Genomic DNA, 14,875 nt, shown 5'->3' with positions numbered 1-14,875 from the left:
ACTCTGTTGATGTGGTCTCCGGTGCGCAGAAACATGTCCTCATCACGTTCGGCAGGTCGTTCCTGACCCTCAACCTCGCGCGGCTGCTCGCGGCGGCGGGACATCGGGTGTCGACGTGCGACAGCATGGGCATCACGGTGAGCCGCTTCTCGAACGCCGTCTCGGCGTTCCATCGGGTCAGCTCGCCGAAGTTCGAGCCGCTCCAGTACTGCCGTGACGTCGCCGACATCGTGGAGCGCGAGGGCATCGACATGGTGATCCCGATCCACGAGGAGACCGACATCCTGTCGATGATGCGCGGACTGTTCCCCGAGTCGTGCGATCTGTTCCTGTCGCCGTTCGAGATCGAGGACATGCTGCACAACAAGTTCTCCTTCCAGGTGTGCCTGGACGAGCGCGGATTCCAGACGTTGAAGTACGCGAAGGTCGCGTCGCCCGATGATGCGGCCGCCCTCGACTTCACGACGCCGTTCGCGGTCAAGCGGACGTACTCGCGGGGTTCGCAGAAGGTCTACAAGGCCTACCCGGGCGACGATCTGGGGTATCTGGAGTTCGACCCGGACAATCCGTGGATCGCCCAGGAGTGGCTGGAGGGCGACCGGTACTGCACGTACTCGGTCTGCCGCGAGGGCGAGGTGTTCGCCCATGCGACGTACCCGGTGAGCTATGCGATCGACGGGAGTTCGTGCCTGACGTTCGAGCAGGTCGATCACCAGCCGATCCTCGATTGGGTGCAGCGGTTCGCGAAGTCGGTGAACTTCACCGGCCACATGGGGCTCGACTTCATCGATCACCCCGAGCGGGGGCTCTACACCATCGAGTGCAATCCGCGCGGGACGAGCGGGATCATGATGTTCACCCGCGAGGATCGCGTCGACCGCGCGTTCTTCGGGGAGAACACCGAGATCATCCATCCGCCGATGGGTCGGGTGCGGATGATCGGCATCGGGATGGCGTTGTACGGCTGGCGTAAGAAGTCGTTGCCCGGCAACAGTTTCCGTCGCTTCTGGAAGGACTTTCGGGCGGCGAGCGATGTGATCTACGATCCGCTCGACAGGAAGCCGGCCGCGATGTTGATCCCGGCGTACGGGGGGATCCTGGCGCAGGGCGTCAAGTACCGCGTCGGCTTGGCCGAGGCGTTCATGCACGACCACGAGTGGGACGGCCACAAGATCTGACGGCCCCGGGGCGGTGGTGTCAGTCGTCGTCGGTCGCGGCCTCGCGCTGTGCGGCGCGGCGGGCGGCGATGCGGCCCCAGACCACGGCGCCGATCGCACCGGCGGCGCCGCCCGCCACCGGGGCGGCGATGGTGTCTCCGGGCCACACCGACTGCATGACGGCGGCGATCATGGAGACCGCGCACCCGCCGAAGTAGAGGCCGGTGAGGGTGGCGCGCAGGGCCGAGGCGCCGCCGAAGGCGAGCCGCTGGGCGTCGACGTCTCGGGCGCTGCAGTACCGCTGCCATTCGAGGGTCGGAACGAGCAGGCAGACGAAGAGTGCGACGGTGACCCAGACGGGCACGAACCAGGCGGCGATCGCGGCGAGGGTCCACAGCGCGACGGTGGCGAGGACGAAGACGTAGGCGTAGGCCTCGAGCATCACCGATCGTTCGCGTTCGTCGCCCCAGGCCTCGCTGGACTCACCGAGCAGCAGGGCGGGCAGGGTGGTTCGGCGTGCGGACATCTCACTTCTCCTCGGGTAGGGGGAACAGGTCCTCGACGGTGCTGTCCAGGGTCCGGGCGATGCGGAGTGCGAGGTGGACCGACGGGGAGTAGTCGCCGCGTTCGAGCGACACGATGGTCTGGCGGCTGACGCCCGTCGCGTGGGCCAGATCGGCCTGGCGCAGGCCGGCTGCGGTGCGTGCGGCGCGGACCGGGGAGGGGACGGCGGACATGAATGAAGTCAAGCGCACTTGTCACCGCCGTGTCAAGCGGACTTGACTCACCGGGTGGGTGTGACGACCTCTCGGCAGAAGTCGACGAGCAGCGCTGAGGCGCGGCGGTCCGCGTCGAGCATGAGCCCGCCGTGAGCCAGCCCTTCGACGACGTGGAACCGGGCGTCGGCCATCTCGCCCGCGGCGCGGCGTCCCCCGGCGGGCGGGAAGAAGACGTCGTTCTCGTAGGCCACCACCAGCGTGGGGACGTCGATCCCGGCGAGCCGATCGACGGTCGGCTCGCCGCGGACGATCCAGTCGTACGACGCCTCGATCTGACCGCGCCGCCCGTCCGGAGACGCCCACACGCTCTCGCCGCGCGTCGTCATCGTCCGCCATGCGCGGACCGTCGCGTCGTCGGTGAGCATCGACGGGTGCAGGGTGGTGGTGAGCTGCTCGAACATCGCGACCGGTTCGGGGATCTCGCCGAGCCGGTCGAGGAGGTCGAGCTGCATTCGACCGACCAGCTCGCCGATCGACGACGACCGCAGTCCGCCGAGCATCGCGGTGGCGCGCACACCGGGCCACGACGTGGCGAGCGCCTGCGTCACGTAACAGCCCATCGAGTAGCCGACGAGGATCGCGTCGTCGACGGCGAAGTGCGCGAGGACCGCGCGCGCATCGGCGGCCAACTGCTCGATCGAGTACGGGGGCGGCGGAGCCGACGACGGCGCGAGCCCCCGCGCGGTGTGGGTGATGACCGAGAATCCGGCGTCGCGCAGCGCATCGGGGAGACCGCTGAACTGCCAGGCGCCGGCCGGCATCCCGAGACCCGCGCTGAGAAACACCGCGGGACCCTCGCCGGTGCGGGTGGCGGCGATCCGCGCCCCCGCCGGACTCTCGACGAACTCCGGTTCGGGGGCGGACTCGTGGCGACTCACAGTGCCCGACTCTACTGGTCCCCGCCCGCAGTCACCGGCTTGTCGGCTGAACGCGGGGCCGACCCGCCGACGGGGCGCTACCGTCCAGGGTGTGAGTGCTCTGGGTGACCTGCTGGATCGGGACGCGATCGCACTCGACGTCTCGGTCGACGACTGGCGTGCGGCCATCACGGCGGTCGGCGACCTGCTGGTGGCGACCGGTGTCACGACCGCGGAGTACACGCGGCAGATGATCGCGAGCGTCGAGGAGAAGGGCCCCTACATCGTGATCGCGCCCGGCTTCGCGTTCGCCCACGCCCGGCCGTCGCCGGCCGTCCGGAGGACCGGGATGTCGTGGATCCGGCTCGCGCGACCCGTCGCCTTCGGGCACCCCCGCAACGATCCCGTCGACCTCGTCGTCGCCCTGGCGGCCACCGATGCGTCGGCGCACACGCGGGCGATGGCCGACCTCGCCCGCGTGATCGGCGACGCCGACCGGCGCGACGCCCTCGACACCGTCCCGACCGCCGACGACGTCCTCGCGGTGCTCGCCGGCCGGACGGCCGCCGCACCCGAACCGGAGGCGCGGACGGCCACGAACCTGATCCTCACCGTCTGCGGCAACGGTCTGGGCACCAGTCTGTTCCTCAAGAACACCCTCGAGCAGGTCCTCGACCGCTGGGGGTGGTCGCCGTTCATCACCGTCGAGGCGACCGACACCATCTCGGCGAAGGGCAGGGCCAAGGACGCCGATCTGATCCTCACCTCCGGGGAGATCGCCCGCACCCTCGGCGATGTCGGCATCCCGGTCACGGTGGTCGAGAACTTCACCAGCACCGCCGAGGTCGACGCGGCGCTGCGCGCGAACTACGACGTCTGAAACGAGGACCCATGAACTGGTTGGTCGCGGCCGCGGAGTTCGTCGTCAACGAGATCCTCTCGGTGCCCGCCTATCTGATCGGCATCATCACCGCCGTCGGCCTGATCGCGTTGCGCAAGACGGTCGGCCAGGTGATCGGCGGCGCACTCAAAGCGACCCTGGGGTTCCTGCTGATCGGTGCGGGCGCCACCCTGGTCGTCGCGTCGTTGGAGCCGCTCGGCGTGATGCTCCAGGGCGCCACCGGCGCGCACGGTGTGGTCCCCACCAACGAGGCGATCGTCGGGATCGCGCAGAACTGGTACGGCGCGCAGGTGGCGTGGTTGATGATCCTCGGTTTCGTCATCAGCCTCCTCCTGGCGCGGTTCACCTCGCTGCGGTACGTGTTCCTCACCGGTCACCACACGCTGTTCATGGCGACCCTGTTGACGATCGTGCTCGCGACCAGCGGACTGAACGCCGTCACCGTGGTGGTCGCCGGCGGCGTCCTGTTGGGCGTGGTGATGGTGGCCCTGCCGGCCATCGCCCAACCGTGGACCTGGCGGATCACCGGCGACGACTCGATCGCCATCGGACACTTCGGGACGCTCGGCTACGTCGTCTCCGGGGTGGTCGGGCGGTTTGCGGGCGGTCGGCGCAGCCGATCGACGGAGGATCTGCGGCTGCCGGAGTCGCTGCGCTTCCTCCGCGACTCGATGGTCGCGACCGCGCTGTCGATGGTGCTCATGTACACGGTCGTCTCCCTGGTGTACGTGGGTCGCGTCGGCGGCGACGAGGCGTTCGCCGCGTATGCGGGCGACGACGGGTCGGGCGCCGCATCGGGGATGGGGAACTTCCTCATGCAGGGCGTCACGCAGGGGTTGGGCTTCGGCGTGGCCGTCGCGGTGATCCTGTTCGGCGTCCGCACGATCCTCGGTGAGCTGGTGCCCGCGTTCCAGGGCATCGCGGCGCGGGTGGTCCCCGGCGCGGTTCCCGCGCTCGACGCGCCGATCGTGTTCCCGTACGCGCAGAACGCGGTGCTGATCGGCTTCATCTCCAGCTTCGTCGCCGGGCTGGCGGGGCTCGCGGTCCTCACCCTGTGGCTCGGGCCGACGTTCGGCTGGGCGCTGGTGCTGCCGGGGCTCGTCCCGCACTTCTTCACCGGCGGCGCCGCCGGCGTCTACGGCAATGCGACCGGCGGGCGTCGCGGTGCCGTCGTCGGCGCGTTCGCGAACGGTCTGCTGATCACCTTCCTGCCCGCACTGCTGCTTGGAGTGCTCGGCAGCTTCGGCGACGAGAACACGACGTTCGGCGACACCGACTTCGGCTGGTACGGCATCCTTCTCGGCAATGCGGGCAAGATCGGCGGCGTCTGGGGCGTGGTGGTCATGCTGGTGATCGGCGCCGCCCTCCTCGGGGTGGCCGTCCTCGTCCAGAAGCGTCTGGTCGACCCGGGCTGGGATCCGTCGCCGGGCCGCGAGGCCGCCGCCCCCGCGGCCCCACCGCAGGGTGCGACGACCCGCGGCTACGCGAAGATCCCGCCGCCCGCCGGGGCGCCCCCGCCGCCCCCGCCGCCGGCGGGCTGAGCGGCGCCGGACCCCGGCCCGTCGCGAGCGGGGACGGCGGTCAGGCGGATTCGAGGATCATCGTGACCGCCATACCGCTGCCCGCGCAGATCGAGACGAGGGCCCGCGACGACGGGGTGCCGGCCAGGAGTTTGGCCACCGTCGCGACGATCCGGCCACCGGTGGCGCCGAACGGGTGACCGGTCGCCAGCGACCCGCCGCGCACGTTGAGTCGGGTGCGGTCGATCTCGCCGAGCGGCTCGTCGCGGCCGAGGTGAGTGCGACAGAACTCCGCGTCGTTCCAGGCGGCGAGCGTCGAGAGGACCTGGGAGGCGAACGCCTCGTGGATCTCGTAGAAGTCGAAGTCGCCCAGCCCCAGACCGTTGCGGGCGAGCAGTTCGCCGACCGCGTAGACCGGCGCCATGAGGACGCCCTGCGTCTTGGGGTCGCCGTCCACGTAGTCGACGGCCCAGCTCTGGGCGTCGACCACGCGCGCCAGCGGCGTCAGACCGCGCCGCTGCGCCCACTGCCCGGTGCCCATCAGCACCGACGACGCACCGTCGGTGAGGGTGGTGGAGTTCGCGGGCGTCATCGTGCCGTCGGGGCCGCCGAAGCACGGGGCCAGACCGGCGACCCGCTCCGCGGTGAGGCCGCGGCGCAGATTGTCGTCCTCGGTGAGCCCGCCGAACGGGGTGACGAGGTCGTCGAAGAACCCGTCGTCGTAGGCGCGCGCCAGGTTGGCGTGCGAGTCGAGGGCGATCACGTCCTGGTCTTCGCGGGTGACGCCCCACGCCTCGCCGGTCACCGCCTGTGCGGCGCCCGGGACCAGGCGGGTGCGGCGTTCGGCCGGGCTCGGGATGTCGAAGTCGAGCGACAGCGGGATCTGCGCGGCCTCGCGGAGGCGGTCGGTCAGGTTCCGCGCGGCGTTCACGCGGACCAGCCGGTTGCGCAGCCGCGGGCCGAATCCGATCGGCGGATCGGAGGTGGTGTCGGCTCCGCAGGCCACGCCCGATTCGATCTGCCCGCAGGCGATCTTGTTGGCGATGTGGACCACGGCCTGCCCGCCGGTGGCGCACTGCTGCTGGACGTCGACCGTCGGCGTCGAGCGGGCGATCGCGGTGTCCAGGAGGCTCTCGCGGGTGAGACTGTGATCGCGCGCCAACTTCACCACGGCGCCGCCGGCGACCTCGCCCAACCGTGTCTCGTGCAGCCCGTAACGGTCGACGAGCCCGGTGAGGGTCGCGGTGAGCATGCTCTGGTTGGTTTCGCCGAGGTATGCGCCGTTGGAGCGGGCGAACGGGATGCGGTTGCCGCCCAGGACGTACACGGCCTGGAGTTCACGAGGGGACATGCCAGAAAGCTACCATCGGTCGATGTAATGGTCGGTGATGCGGGCCCTTCGGTCGATGAGGCCGGCCGCCCGGCGTCGGTAGTCTCGCCTCATGGGTGTCCAGAACGCCGGGAGCGTGCCACTGCGACGACTGCTCGCGGGAACGCTGCTCGTCCTCGCCGGACTGAGCTATGCGTCGTGGACGCTCGACGGCGTCCTGCACTCCGGGCTCGACCCGATGCACAGCATGCTGTCGGAACTGAGCAGCGCACGGATGCCCGACCGGATGGTGTACGTCGTCGGCGACGTGGTGACCGGCTCCTGCGCGCTCGTCGCGGCCCTGACCCTGCTGGCGCCGCGGCGGATCGTGCGGAACCGGATCGCCGTCACGGCGGTGGCCGCCGTCGGTGTCTTCGGCGCGGCGACGATCGCCGACGCGCTCCTGCCGCTCGAGTGCATCCCCGGCCGCGACGCCGACTGCCCGGCGCAACCGCGCGGCGTCATCCCGCAGTTGCACAGCCTGCACGCACTGACCAGCTCGGTGGCGGTGTCGGCGATGTTCGTCGCGATGGTCGCCGCCTCGCTGGCCGCCGTCCGGCACGCGGACTGGCCGTGGATGCGCCGCGGCGGAATGCTGCTGTTCGCCGTCGTCGTGCTGGCGACCGCATGGTTCCTCGGCGCCGACCGACTCGGCGGCGACTACCGGCTCGGACTCGCGCAACGCATCCAGGTGACCGGGATGAGCCTGTGGACCGCCTACTGGGGACTGGCGATCATCGCCTGGCGGCCCGACCCGACGCCCGATGCGAGCGACCCGGGTGCCGGATCCGACGCCGCCGGCCCGGAACCGGTCAGCGGCGGAACACCGTCGTGAACGCCGCCGTCGACCCGGTGCGGTCGGCGGCCACCTCGTGCGCTTCGAGCCGCACCGACGACGCATCGATGTCGAGCGTCATGAAACCGCGGTCGCGGAGGTTCTCGTACTTGGCGGGGAACCGCTTGCTCGACGGCTTGTTCACCGTCTTGGCCGCCGCACCCGACACGATCTGCCGCGTGCCCTTCAATCCGGCGACCGTGCCGAGGACCTGCTGACTGTGGTCGTGGCCCGACAGCAGGAACTGCGCACGGCCGGCGACGTGCCGTTCGATGAAGTCCTTGAGCGGTTTGCCGCTCAGCGGGTCGGGCAGGCCGTCGAAGTCGCCGGCCGGACCGTGCGGGCCGTTGTTCGCGTACGGGTGGTGGGTGCACACGAACTTCCACGGCGCCGTCGACGCCGCCAGACCGCGGTCGAGCCACCGGGCCTGGCGGGTCATGTAGTGCCCGCCCGGCTCCCACTCGGGAGACAGGAACGGCGGAATGTAGGCGGCCAGCGGGTTCACATCGATGACGAAGAAGTCGGCGACACCCAGCGACACCGAGTAGTAGCGGGCGGGCATGTACCAGCGGCGCGACCGCCGGTGATAGGCCACCTCGGCGTCCCCGCGCAGCAGCCAGCCGCCGTCGCCGGGGAAGATCGCGGTGTTGTCGTGATTGCCGAGGGCCATCAGCCACGGGAAGTCGAGGCCCGCGTTGGGCTTCTCGAACTTGGTGCGGAACTGGACGTCGTCGGGTCCCTGCGGGCCGGCCTCGTAGATGTTGTCGCCGAGGCCGACGGCGATGTCGAACGGGTCGGCGGCATGGAGTCTGCGGGCCGCGGCGGTGACGGCGTACTGCGGTTTCTCGCCGGTGCCGGCGTCGCCGGTGACGAGGACGCGCAGTCGGGACGAGTCGGCTGCGGGCAGCGGGTGGCGTTTCGCGGCGGCCGCCGAACCGGGCCGGACGACGCCGACGGCGGCGGCACCGGCCGCGGCGGCGGCGCCGGCCAGGAACGACCGTCGTCGGACGCCCCGGTGCGGCGTGTCGGAGGTGGGATTGGCGGGGGAGGGTGTGCCGGTCGGGGAGTCCGGCTGGGAGCTGTTGTCGATCACGGCAGGGATGATCCCATGCCGAGGTGAACGGAGTCGGTCGACTCGGGAGATTCGCGGCAATCCGCCGGTCGCCGGGCGTTCACCGATCGGTAACCGGACTGTGGAACTGTTTCTCGCGATGTCTGACAACGCCTCCCTCCCCGAATCCGTCCCTTCGTTCCCCGACCCCGACCGGTCCGACCCCGACCGGTCCGACCCCGACCGGTCCGACCCCGACCGGTCCGACCCCGATCGGTCCGACACAGCCGGACTGTCGCGCCGCACCTTCATGGGCGCGGCGGGCGCCGGCGCCCTCGCGGCCGCCGTCCCCGCGACGCTCGCCGCCGGATCGCTGTCGGCCGGCGCGGCGCACGCCGACCGCCCGCGGCGCGGCGCCTTCGCGCACGGCGTGGCCTCCGGTGACCCGCTGCCCGACGGCGTCATCCTGTGGACCCGCGTGACCCCGTCCCCCGACGCTCGACCCGGGTCGGGGCGCGGCGCCCCCTCCACCGTCGTGTGGGAGGTCGCCGACGACCGCGGCTTCGCGACGGTGGTGGCCTCCGGCACCGTGCGCACCGACGCCTCCCGCGACCACACGGTGAAGGTCGACGCCCGCGGCCTGGGCGCCGCGACCGACTACTGGTACCGGTTCCGCGTCACCGACGGCCCCGCCGCGGGCGCCGTCTCCCCGACGGGCCGCACCCGCACCGCCCCCGCCACCGACGCCGACATCCGGTCGGCCCGCTTCGGCGTCGTCAGCTGCGCCAACTGGGAGGCCGGCTACTTCGCCGCCTACCGGCACCTCGCCGAGCGCGACGACCTCGACGCCGTCATCCACCTCGGCGACTACATCTACGAGTACGGCGCCGGCGAGTACGGCGGGAAGAACGGTCCGGTCCGCACCCATCGCCCCGCGAACGACATCGTCTCCCTCGCCGACTACCGGATCCGCCACGGCCAGTACAAGACCGACCCCGACCTGGCGCTCCTGCACGCCCGACACCCGTTCATCGTCACGTGGGACGACCACGAGACCGCCGACAACTCCTACCGGTCGGGCGCCAACAACCACGACCCCGTGACGCAGGGATCGTGGCGGGTCCGCAAAGCCAACGCCGACAAGGCGTACTACGAGTGGATGCCGGTGCGGCCCGTCGTGTCGGACACGAACCGACACCTGTACCGGCGCCTCCGCTACGGCACCCTCATGGAACTGTCGATGCTCGACCTGCGGACCTACCGCGACCAAGAGGTCTCACAGTTCAGCAAGCGCATCGACTCCGACAAGACCACCATCACCGGTCGCGCCCAGATGCAGTGGCTCACCGGCGGCATCACCACGTCGACGACCCGGTGGCAGATCATCGGCAACTCGGTGATGATCAGCCCGCTGTTGATCCCGCCGCTCGACCCGGACACCACCGGCGCCCTCACCGACATCCTCGGGATCCCGGCCAACGGCATCCCGGCCAACGCCGACCAGTGGGACGGTTACACCCGCGACCGCGAACGGCTCCTGAAGGCCGCCGACGCCGCCGGGAAGAAGAACGTCGTGTTCATCACCGGCGACATCCACATGTCGTGGGCCAACGAGATCCCGCGCAAACCGGCGTCCTACCCGGCGGCGGGCACCCTGGGCACCGAATTCGTCGTGACGTCGGTGACGTCGAACAACCTCGACGACATGGTGAAGATCCCCGAGCACACGGTGAGCGATGCGGCGTCGACCGCGATCCGCGCCGCCAACTCCCACGCCCGGTGGGTCGACACCGACGCGCACGGGTACGCGGTGCTGACGGTCGACTCCGCCGCCGCCCAGATGGACTGGTACTTCGTCCGCGATCGGACGCGGCGGCGCACCGGCGCCTACCACGCGCAGTCGTGGCGGGTCGGCTCCGGGACACGACGGCTCACCAAGGTGTCCCGGCCGGCGCGCTGAGCGGTCCCGACCGGGCCCTCCCGGCGGGCGGGTGCGAGACAATCGGACATCGCGGCGCCCGACCTCCGGGTGCGGGAGGGAGTTCGATGTCGGGTTCGGGTGCCGGGGCGGCGCCGGGAGATCTGCTCGTCGCGGGCGACACCTGCTGGCGTGTGGGACGGGCCGACCGGGTCGCGGTGATCGTCGACGCGGCGGACTACTTCGCGCACGCCCGGGCGGCCCTGCTGCGGGCCCGCCGGCGGGTGCTGATGATCGGCTGGGACTTCGACACCAGGATCCGGCTCGACCCGTCCGCCGACCCCGCCGAGGGGCCCGACGTGCTCGGCGATCTGCTCGCCCACCTCACCCGGACGCGTCCGGAGTTGGAGATCCGCGTCCTGCGCTGGAGCGTCGGAGCGCTCACCGGGTTGGCGCGCGGCATGCTGCCGCCCGCCGTGCAGGACCTGGCGGCGGGCGACCGCCTGCACTACCGCGTCGACGCCGCGCACCCGTTCTCGTCGTCGCATCATCAGAAGATCGTGGTGATCGACGACGAGTTCGCGTTCTGCGGCGGCATCGACATGACCGTGGACCGCTGGGACACCTCCGATCACCTCCCGACCCATGCCGGACGGGTCACGCCGACCGGGCGTGCGTACGGGCCGTGGCACGATGCGACGGTCGCGCTCGACGGCGCGGCGGCGCGGATCGTCGCCGACGTGGCGCGCGACCGGTGGGAGGACGCCACCGGCGAGCGGCTGGCACCGGTCGGGACGCGCGGCGACCCGGCGTGGCCGCCGACGTTGACTCCCGACTTCGCCGGATGCCGCGTCGGGGTGTCGCGGACCCTGCCGGAGTACGCCGGCCGCGCGGCCGTCAGCGAGATCCGGGAACTGTATCTGGCGGCCATCGCGACGGCCCGTGACCTGCTCTACATCGAGAGTCAGTACCTCGCGTCCCGCGACATCGCGTACGCGCTGGCGCGGCGGCTGGCCGAAGACGACGGCCCCGAAGTGGTCGTCGTCCTGCCGCGGCACGCCGACGGCCACATCGAGCGCAGGTCGATGGACGGTGCCCGCCACCGGTTGCTGCGGCTGCTGTGGCAGGCCGACGTCCACGGTCGGTTCCACGCGTACCACCCGGTGACCGCCGACGGCGGGCCGATTTACGTGCACGCGAAGGTCGTCATCGTCGACGATCGGGTGCTGCGCGTCGGATCGTCGAACCTCAACAATCGGTCGCTGGGTTTCGACAGTGAATGCGATGTGACGATCGACGCCGATGCGACGCCGGAACACGCGAGCCGGATCCGTGCGAGCGTCGCGGGGATCCGACACCGGCTGGTGGCCGAGCACGTGGGGGCCGACCCCGCGTCCGTCGCGGCGGCGTTCGCCGAGCGGGGATCGTTGGCCGGGGCCATCGCGTCGCTCACCGGACCGGGGCGGGGGCTGCGATTGTTCGACCGGGAGTCGACTGACGACGAGGACTCGGTGCTGGCCGAGGACGAGCTCCTCGATCCCGAGCGCGTGGGTGAGCTCACGGCCGACCGTGTCTATCGGCGTCTTCGCCGGCAGGCGCGTCGAGTGGAGCTCGTGACCCGCGAGCGGCTGCGTCGACGCCGATCGCACCGGCCCGGGTGATCGCGCCGGCGGAAACGACGCGGCCCTGTCTATCAAAGTGATATCATTTCGATAGTCTGGTCGGATCGTCCGGCCGGGGGGATGGGAGGAGACCTCATGGAGTTCCGACAAGCGTGGCGGGCCAACGGATTCACGGTGGCGGCCGGATCGCTGCTGGTGCTGGTGGTGTGCATCGTCGGCGGGGTCGCGAGCGTCGCCGGTATGGCGAACGGTGCGTCACCGGCTCTGGCGGTCGTGACGGTGCTCGCCGTGATCGTCGGTGTGGCCGCTCTGATGATGCTCACCGGGCTCACGGTCGTGAGCCCCAATGAGGCCAAGGTGGTCCAGTTCTTCGGACGGTATGTGGGTTCGCTGAGCGACTCGGGGTTCTTCGCGGTGATGCCGTTGACCGATCGCCGCACCATCACGTTGCGCATCCGGAACTTCGAGACCCAGAAGTTGAAGGTCAACGACGCCGACGGCAATCCGGTGGAGATCGCCGCGGTCGTCGTCTACCGGGTGGTCGACAGTTTCAAGGCCGCGTTCGCCGTCGACGATTACGAGGAGTACGTCGAGACGCAGTCGGAGGCCGCGGTGCGGCATCTGGCGACGTCGTACCCGTACGATTCGCATTCCGAGGTGGGGGTGAGTCTGCGGGACGGTGCGCAGATCGCGGAGGAGTTGACCGAGGAGTTGCGCGAGCGGACGCAGCTCGCGGGCATCGAGGTGATCGAGGCGCGGATCACGCATCTGGCGTATGCGCCGGAGATCGCGCAGGCGATGCTGGTTCGGCAGCAGGCCGCGCAGGTGGTCGCCGCGCGCAAGCAGATCGTGGAGGGCGCCGTCGGCATGGTCGGCCTCGCGCTCGACCGTCTCTCGGAGCAGGGGGTCGTGGAGCTCGACGAGGAGCGCCGCGCCGGGATGGTCTCCAACCTGCTGGTCGTTCTGTGCGGTGATCGGGCCACGCAGCCGGTGGTCAACGCCGGATCCCTGTACGCGTAGTCGGGCGCGTGTCGTGATGAGCTACCCGTCGTGACCGGCGACGATGCGCCCTCCCGTCCGGTGAAGCGGCCACCCAAGAAGGTCCTCCTGCGGCTCGACCCCGCCGTCCACGAGGCCGTGGCGAAATGGGCGGCCGACGACCTGCGCAGCATCAACGGTCAACTCGAATACGCGCTGCGGCTGGCCCTCAAGCAAGCGGGCCGCGAACCCCGGTGATCGTGTGGAGCCGGCGACGGGAATCGAACCCGCACTCTCAGCTTGGGAAGCTGATGTTCTACCACTAAACTACGCCGGCATCGCGAGGCGACTCGCGCATCACGAGACTAGCAAACGGCGGCGCCGCCGGCCGCACCGAGGACCCGGTGCACCGCGACCGTGTCGACCGGTGACCGCCGGCGAAACACCGTACGAGCGGGTGTGAACTGGCTAGGGTCACAACCATGTTCGGTGTCACCACCGCTGTTCGCGGTACCCCGCCGTGGCTCAGGGCGTCTGTCGGAATCGCTGTCCTCGCGGTCCTCGCGGCGCTCACGTCGGCGCCGGTCGCCGACGCGAAGTCCGGTGGCCTGCCGAGCGGGTTCCTGTGGGGTGTCGCCTCGTCCGGATTCCAGTCCGAGGGGAGTTCCCCGGACAGCAACTGGACGCGGTACATCGCGCAGGGCAGGACCGACGAACCGATCGGAACCTCGGTGGACTTCCGCCATCGCTACGCCTCCGACATCGCGCTCGCCGAGAAGCTCGGTGCGAAGGTGTATCGCATTGGCATCGAATGGGCTCGGGTCGAGAAGAGGCCGGGAGAGCTGGACGCCCGTGCCCTCGACTACTACGACTCGTTGATCGAGACGATCGTCGACGCGGGCATGCGGCCGATGATCACCCTCGACCACTGGGTGTACCCGGGGTGGATCGCTGCGCGAGGCGGATGGAGGGACCCGCGGACACTGCAGTCGTGGCTCGCGTACAACCGCGTGATCGTCGAGCGCTACGCCCCGTACCACCCGCTGTGGATCACCATCAACGAACCGAGCACCTATGTGCTCAAAGAAGTCCAGCACGGCGGGCTGCCCGCCGCGGATGCGCCGATGATGTTCGATCGGCTCGTCCGGGCGCACAAGGCGATCTACCGCTTCATCCACCGCAGGGATCCGGGTGCGCAGGTGAGCTCGAACGTCGCGTATGTCCCGACCGCGGAACCGCTTCTCGACACCCTGTTCCAGGACCGCGTACGCGATCAGCTCGACTTCGTCGGGCTCGATTACTACTACTCGATCTCGCCGACCGACCTGACCGCGATCCACGCCGGGGCGGACGAATTCTGGAAGGCGACGGTCGCCGCCGACGGCGTCTTCTATGCGCTGCGCGACATGAGTCGCCGCTTTCCCGGAAAGCCGCTGTACATCGTCGAGTCGGGGATGGCCACGAAGAACGGTCACCTCCGACCCGACCGGTATCGGCGCGCCGACCACCTTCGGGACCTCGTCTACTGGGTCCAGAAGGCTCGCGACACCGGTGTCCCGGTGCTGGGGATGAACTACTGGAGCCTCACCGACAACTACGAATGGGGCAGTTACACACCGCGTTTCGGGTTGTACACGGTGGACGTGACGACTGATCCGACCCTGCGCCGCACACCGACGCCCGCGGTGCCCGCATTCCGGAAGATCATCGCCGACAACGGCGTGGGACGAGATTATCGTCCGACGCGGCCGCCGACGTTCTGCTCACTCGTCGCGGCCCCGACGAGCTGTGTGCAACCCGCGCGCTGAGGCGCGCAGATGATCGTCCCCGTGAGGGGCCGCCTCGGACGTATTGCCCGCGGTGAGTGCTCACGGGGACGATCCTGCGG

14 protein-coding genes and 1 tRNA gene are annotated in these 14,875 nt (G+C 70.3%); 9 read left to right on the top strand and 6 right to left on the bottom strand.

Going from position 1 to position 14,875, the window contains the following annotated elements:
• Nucleotides 1–11: 11 nt before the first annotated feature.
• Nucleotides 12–1,178 (top strand): ATP-grasp domain-containing protein, encoded by a 1,167-nt coding sequence (locus tag G528_RS0102555; protein WP_026917599.1) that lies wholly within the window; start codon nucleotides 12–14, stop codon nucleotides 1,176–1,178.
• Nucleotides 1,179–1,197: 19 nt separating this feature from the next.
• On the opposite strand, the gene G528_RS0102550 is transcribed toward G528_RS0102555, so the two are convergent.
• From G528_RS0102550 to G528_RS0102540, 3 genes are read right to left on the bottom strand one after another with little or no spacing between them, the layout of a single operon-like run.
• Nucleotides 1,198–1,683, bottom strand: a complete 486-nt coding sequence (locus tag G528_RS0102550; protein ID WP_026917598.1) for a hypothetical protein — start codon at nucleotides 1,681–1,683, stop codon at nucleotides 1,198–1,200.
• 1 nt (nucleotide 1,684) lies between these two features.
• Complete coding sequence (locus tag G528_RS0102545; RefSeq protein ID WP_026917597.1) at nucleotides 1,685–1,894, bottom strand: helix-turn-helix transcriptional regulator; 210 nt, start codon at nucleotides 1,892–1,894, stop codon at nucleotides 1,685–1,687.
• Nucleotides 1,895–1,941: 47 nt separating this feature from the next.
• On the bottom strand, nucleotides 1,942–2,814 hold the full coding sequence (locus tag G528_RS0102540) for an alpha/beta fold hydrolase (RefSeq protein ID WP_026917596.1): 873 nt from the start codon (nucleotides 2,812–2,814) through the stop codon (nucleotides 1,942–1,944).
• Between the two features lie 91 nt (nucleotides 2,815–2,905).
• Here G528_RS0102540 and G528_RS0102535 point away from each other — a divergent pair, with 91 nt between their 5' ends.
• Together G528_RS0102535 and G528_RS0102530 are read left to right on the top strand one after the other, a co-directional pair.
• Entirely contained in the window at nucleotides 2,906–3,673 is a 768-nt protein-coding gene (locus tag G528_RS0102535) for a PTS sugar transporter subunit IIAB (protein ID WP_026917595.1), read from the top strand.
• A gap of 11 nt (nucleotides 3,674–3,684) precedes the next feature.
• Nucleotides 3,685–5,235: a PTS ascorbate transporter subunit IIC gene (locus G528_RS0102530; protein WP_026917594.1), complete on the top strand. Its 1,551-nt coding sequence runs from the start codon at nucleotides 3,685–3,687 to the stop codon at nucleotides 5,233–5,235.
• A gap of 40 nt (nucleotides 5,236–5,275) precedes the next feature.
• Here the strand turns inward: G528_RS0102530 and G528_RS0102525 are convergent, their stop codons facing one another.
• Nucleotides 5,276–6,565, bottom strand: a complete 1,290-nt coding sequence (locus G528_RS0102525; protein ID WP_026917593.1) for an acetyl-CoA C-acetyltransferase — start codon at nucleotides 6,563–6,565, stop codon at nucleotides 5,276–5,278.
• 91 nt (nucleotides 6,566–6,656) lie between these two features.
• Here G528_RS0102525 and G528_RS16185 point away from each other — a divergent pair, with 91 nt between their 5' ends.
• Nucleotides 6,657–7,418 carry a DUF998 domain-containing protein gene (locus G528_RS16185; RefSeq protein WP_084637985.1) on the top strand — a complete coding sequence of 254 codons (762 nt, stop codon included), beginning with the start codon at nucleotides 6,657–6,659 and terminating at the stop codon, nucleotides 7,416–7,418.
• Here G528_RS16185 and G528_RS16180 read toward each other — a convergent pair.
• Nucleotides 7,396–8,508 (bottom strand): metallophosphoesterase, encoded by a 1,113-nt coding sequence (locus tag G528_RS16180; protein WP_084638002.1) that lies wholly within the window; start codon nucleotides 8,506–8,508, stop codon nucleotides 7,396–7,398. The two genes, G528_RS16185 and G528_RS16180, sit on opposite strands and share 23 nt — an antisense overlap.
• 271 nt (nucleotides 8,509–8,779) lie before the next feature.
• Here G528_RS16180 and G528_RS0102510 point away from each other — a divergent pair, with 271 nt between their 5' ends.
• From G528_RS0102510 to G528_RS16170, 4 genes are all read left to right on the top strand, one after another.
• Nucleotides 8,780–10,429 carry an alkaline phosphatase D family protein gene (locus tag G528_RS0102510; protein ID WP_026917592.1) on the top strand — a complete coding sequence of 550 codons (1,650 nt, stop codon included), beginning with the start codon at nucleotides 8,780–8,782 and terminating at the stop codon, nucleotides 10,427–10,429.
• An 86-nt stretch (nucleotides 10,430–10,515) separates the two neighbouring features.
• Nucleotides 10,516–12,048, top strand: coding sequence for a phospholipase D-like domain-containing protein (locus G528_RS16175; RefSeq protein WP_051198193.1), 1,533 nt, complete (start codon nucleotides 10,516–10,518; stop codon nucleotides 12,046–12,048).
• Nucleotides 12,049–12,144: 96 nt separating this feature from the next.
• Complete coding sequence (locus G528_RS0102500; protein ID WP_026917591.1) at nucleotides 12,145–13,029, top strand: SPFH domain-containing protein; 885 nt, start codon at nucleotides 12,145–12,147, stop codon at nucleotides 13,027–13,029.
• A 30-nt stretch (nucleotides 13,030–13,059) separates the two neighbouring features.
• Complete coding sequence (locus tag G528_RS16170) at nucleotides 13,060–13,245, top strand: type II toxin-antitoxin system antitoxin (RefSeq protein ID WP_035718540.1); 186 nt, start codon at nucleotides 13,060–13,062, stop codon at nucleotides 13,243–13,245.
• 5 nt (nucleotides 13,246–13,250) lie between these two features.
• Here the strand turns inward: G528_RS16170 and G528_RS0102490 are convergent.
• Nucleotides 13,251–13,324, bottom strand: a tRNA-Gly gene (locus G528_RS0102490).
• Nucleotides 13,325–13,469: 145 nt separating this feature from the next.
• Here G528_RS0102490 and G528_RS0102485 point away from each other — a divergent pair.
• Entirely contained in the window at nucleotides 13,470–14,795 is a 1,326-nt protein-coding gene (locus G528_RS0102485; RefSeq protein ID WP_051198192.1) for a family 1 glycosylhydrolase, read from the top strand.
• The last annotated feature ends 80 nt before the right edge of the window (nucleotides 14,796–14,875 follow it).

Origin of the sequence: Gordonia shandongensis DSM 45094 (assembly GCF_000423025.1) — a bacterium.
Taxonomy (GTDB): Bacteria; Actinomycetota; Actinomycetes; order Mycobacteriales; family Mycobacteriaceae; genus Gordonia; species Gordonia shandongensis.
The sequence above is the reverse complement of the archived record's forward strand: the minus strand, read 5'-3'. Positions and strand labels throughout refer to the sequence as shown.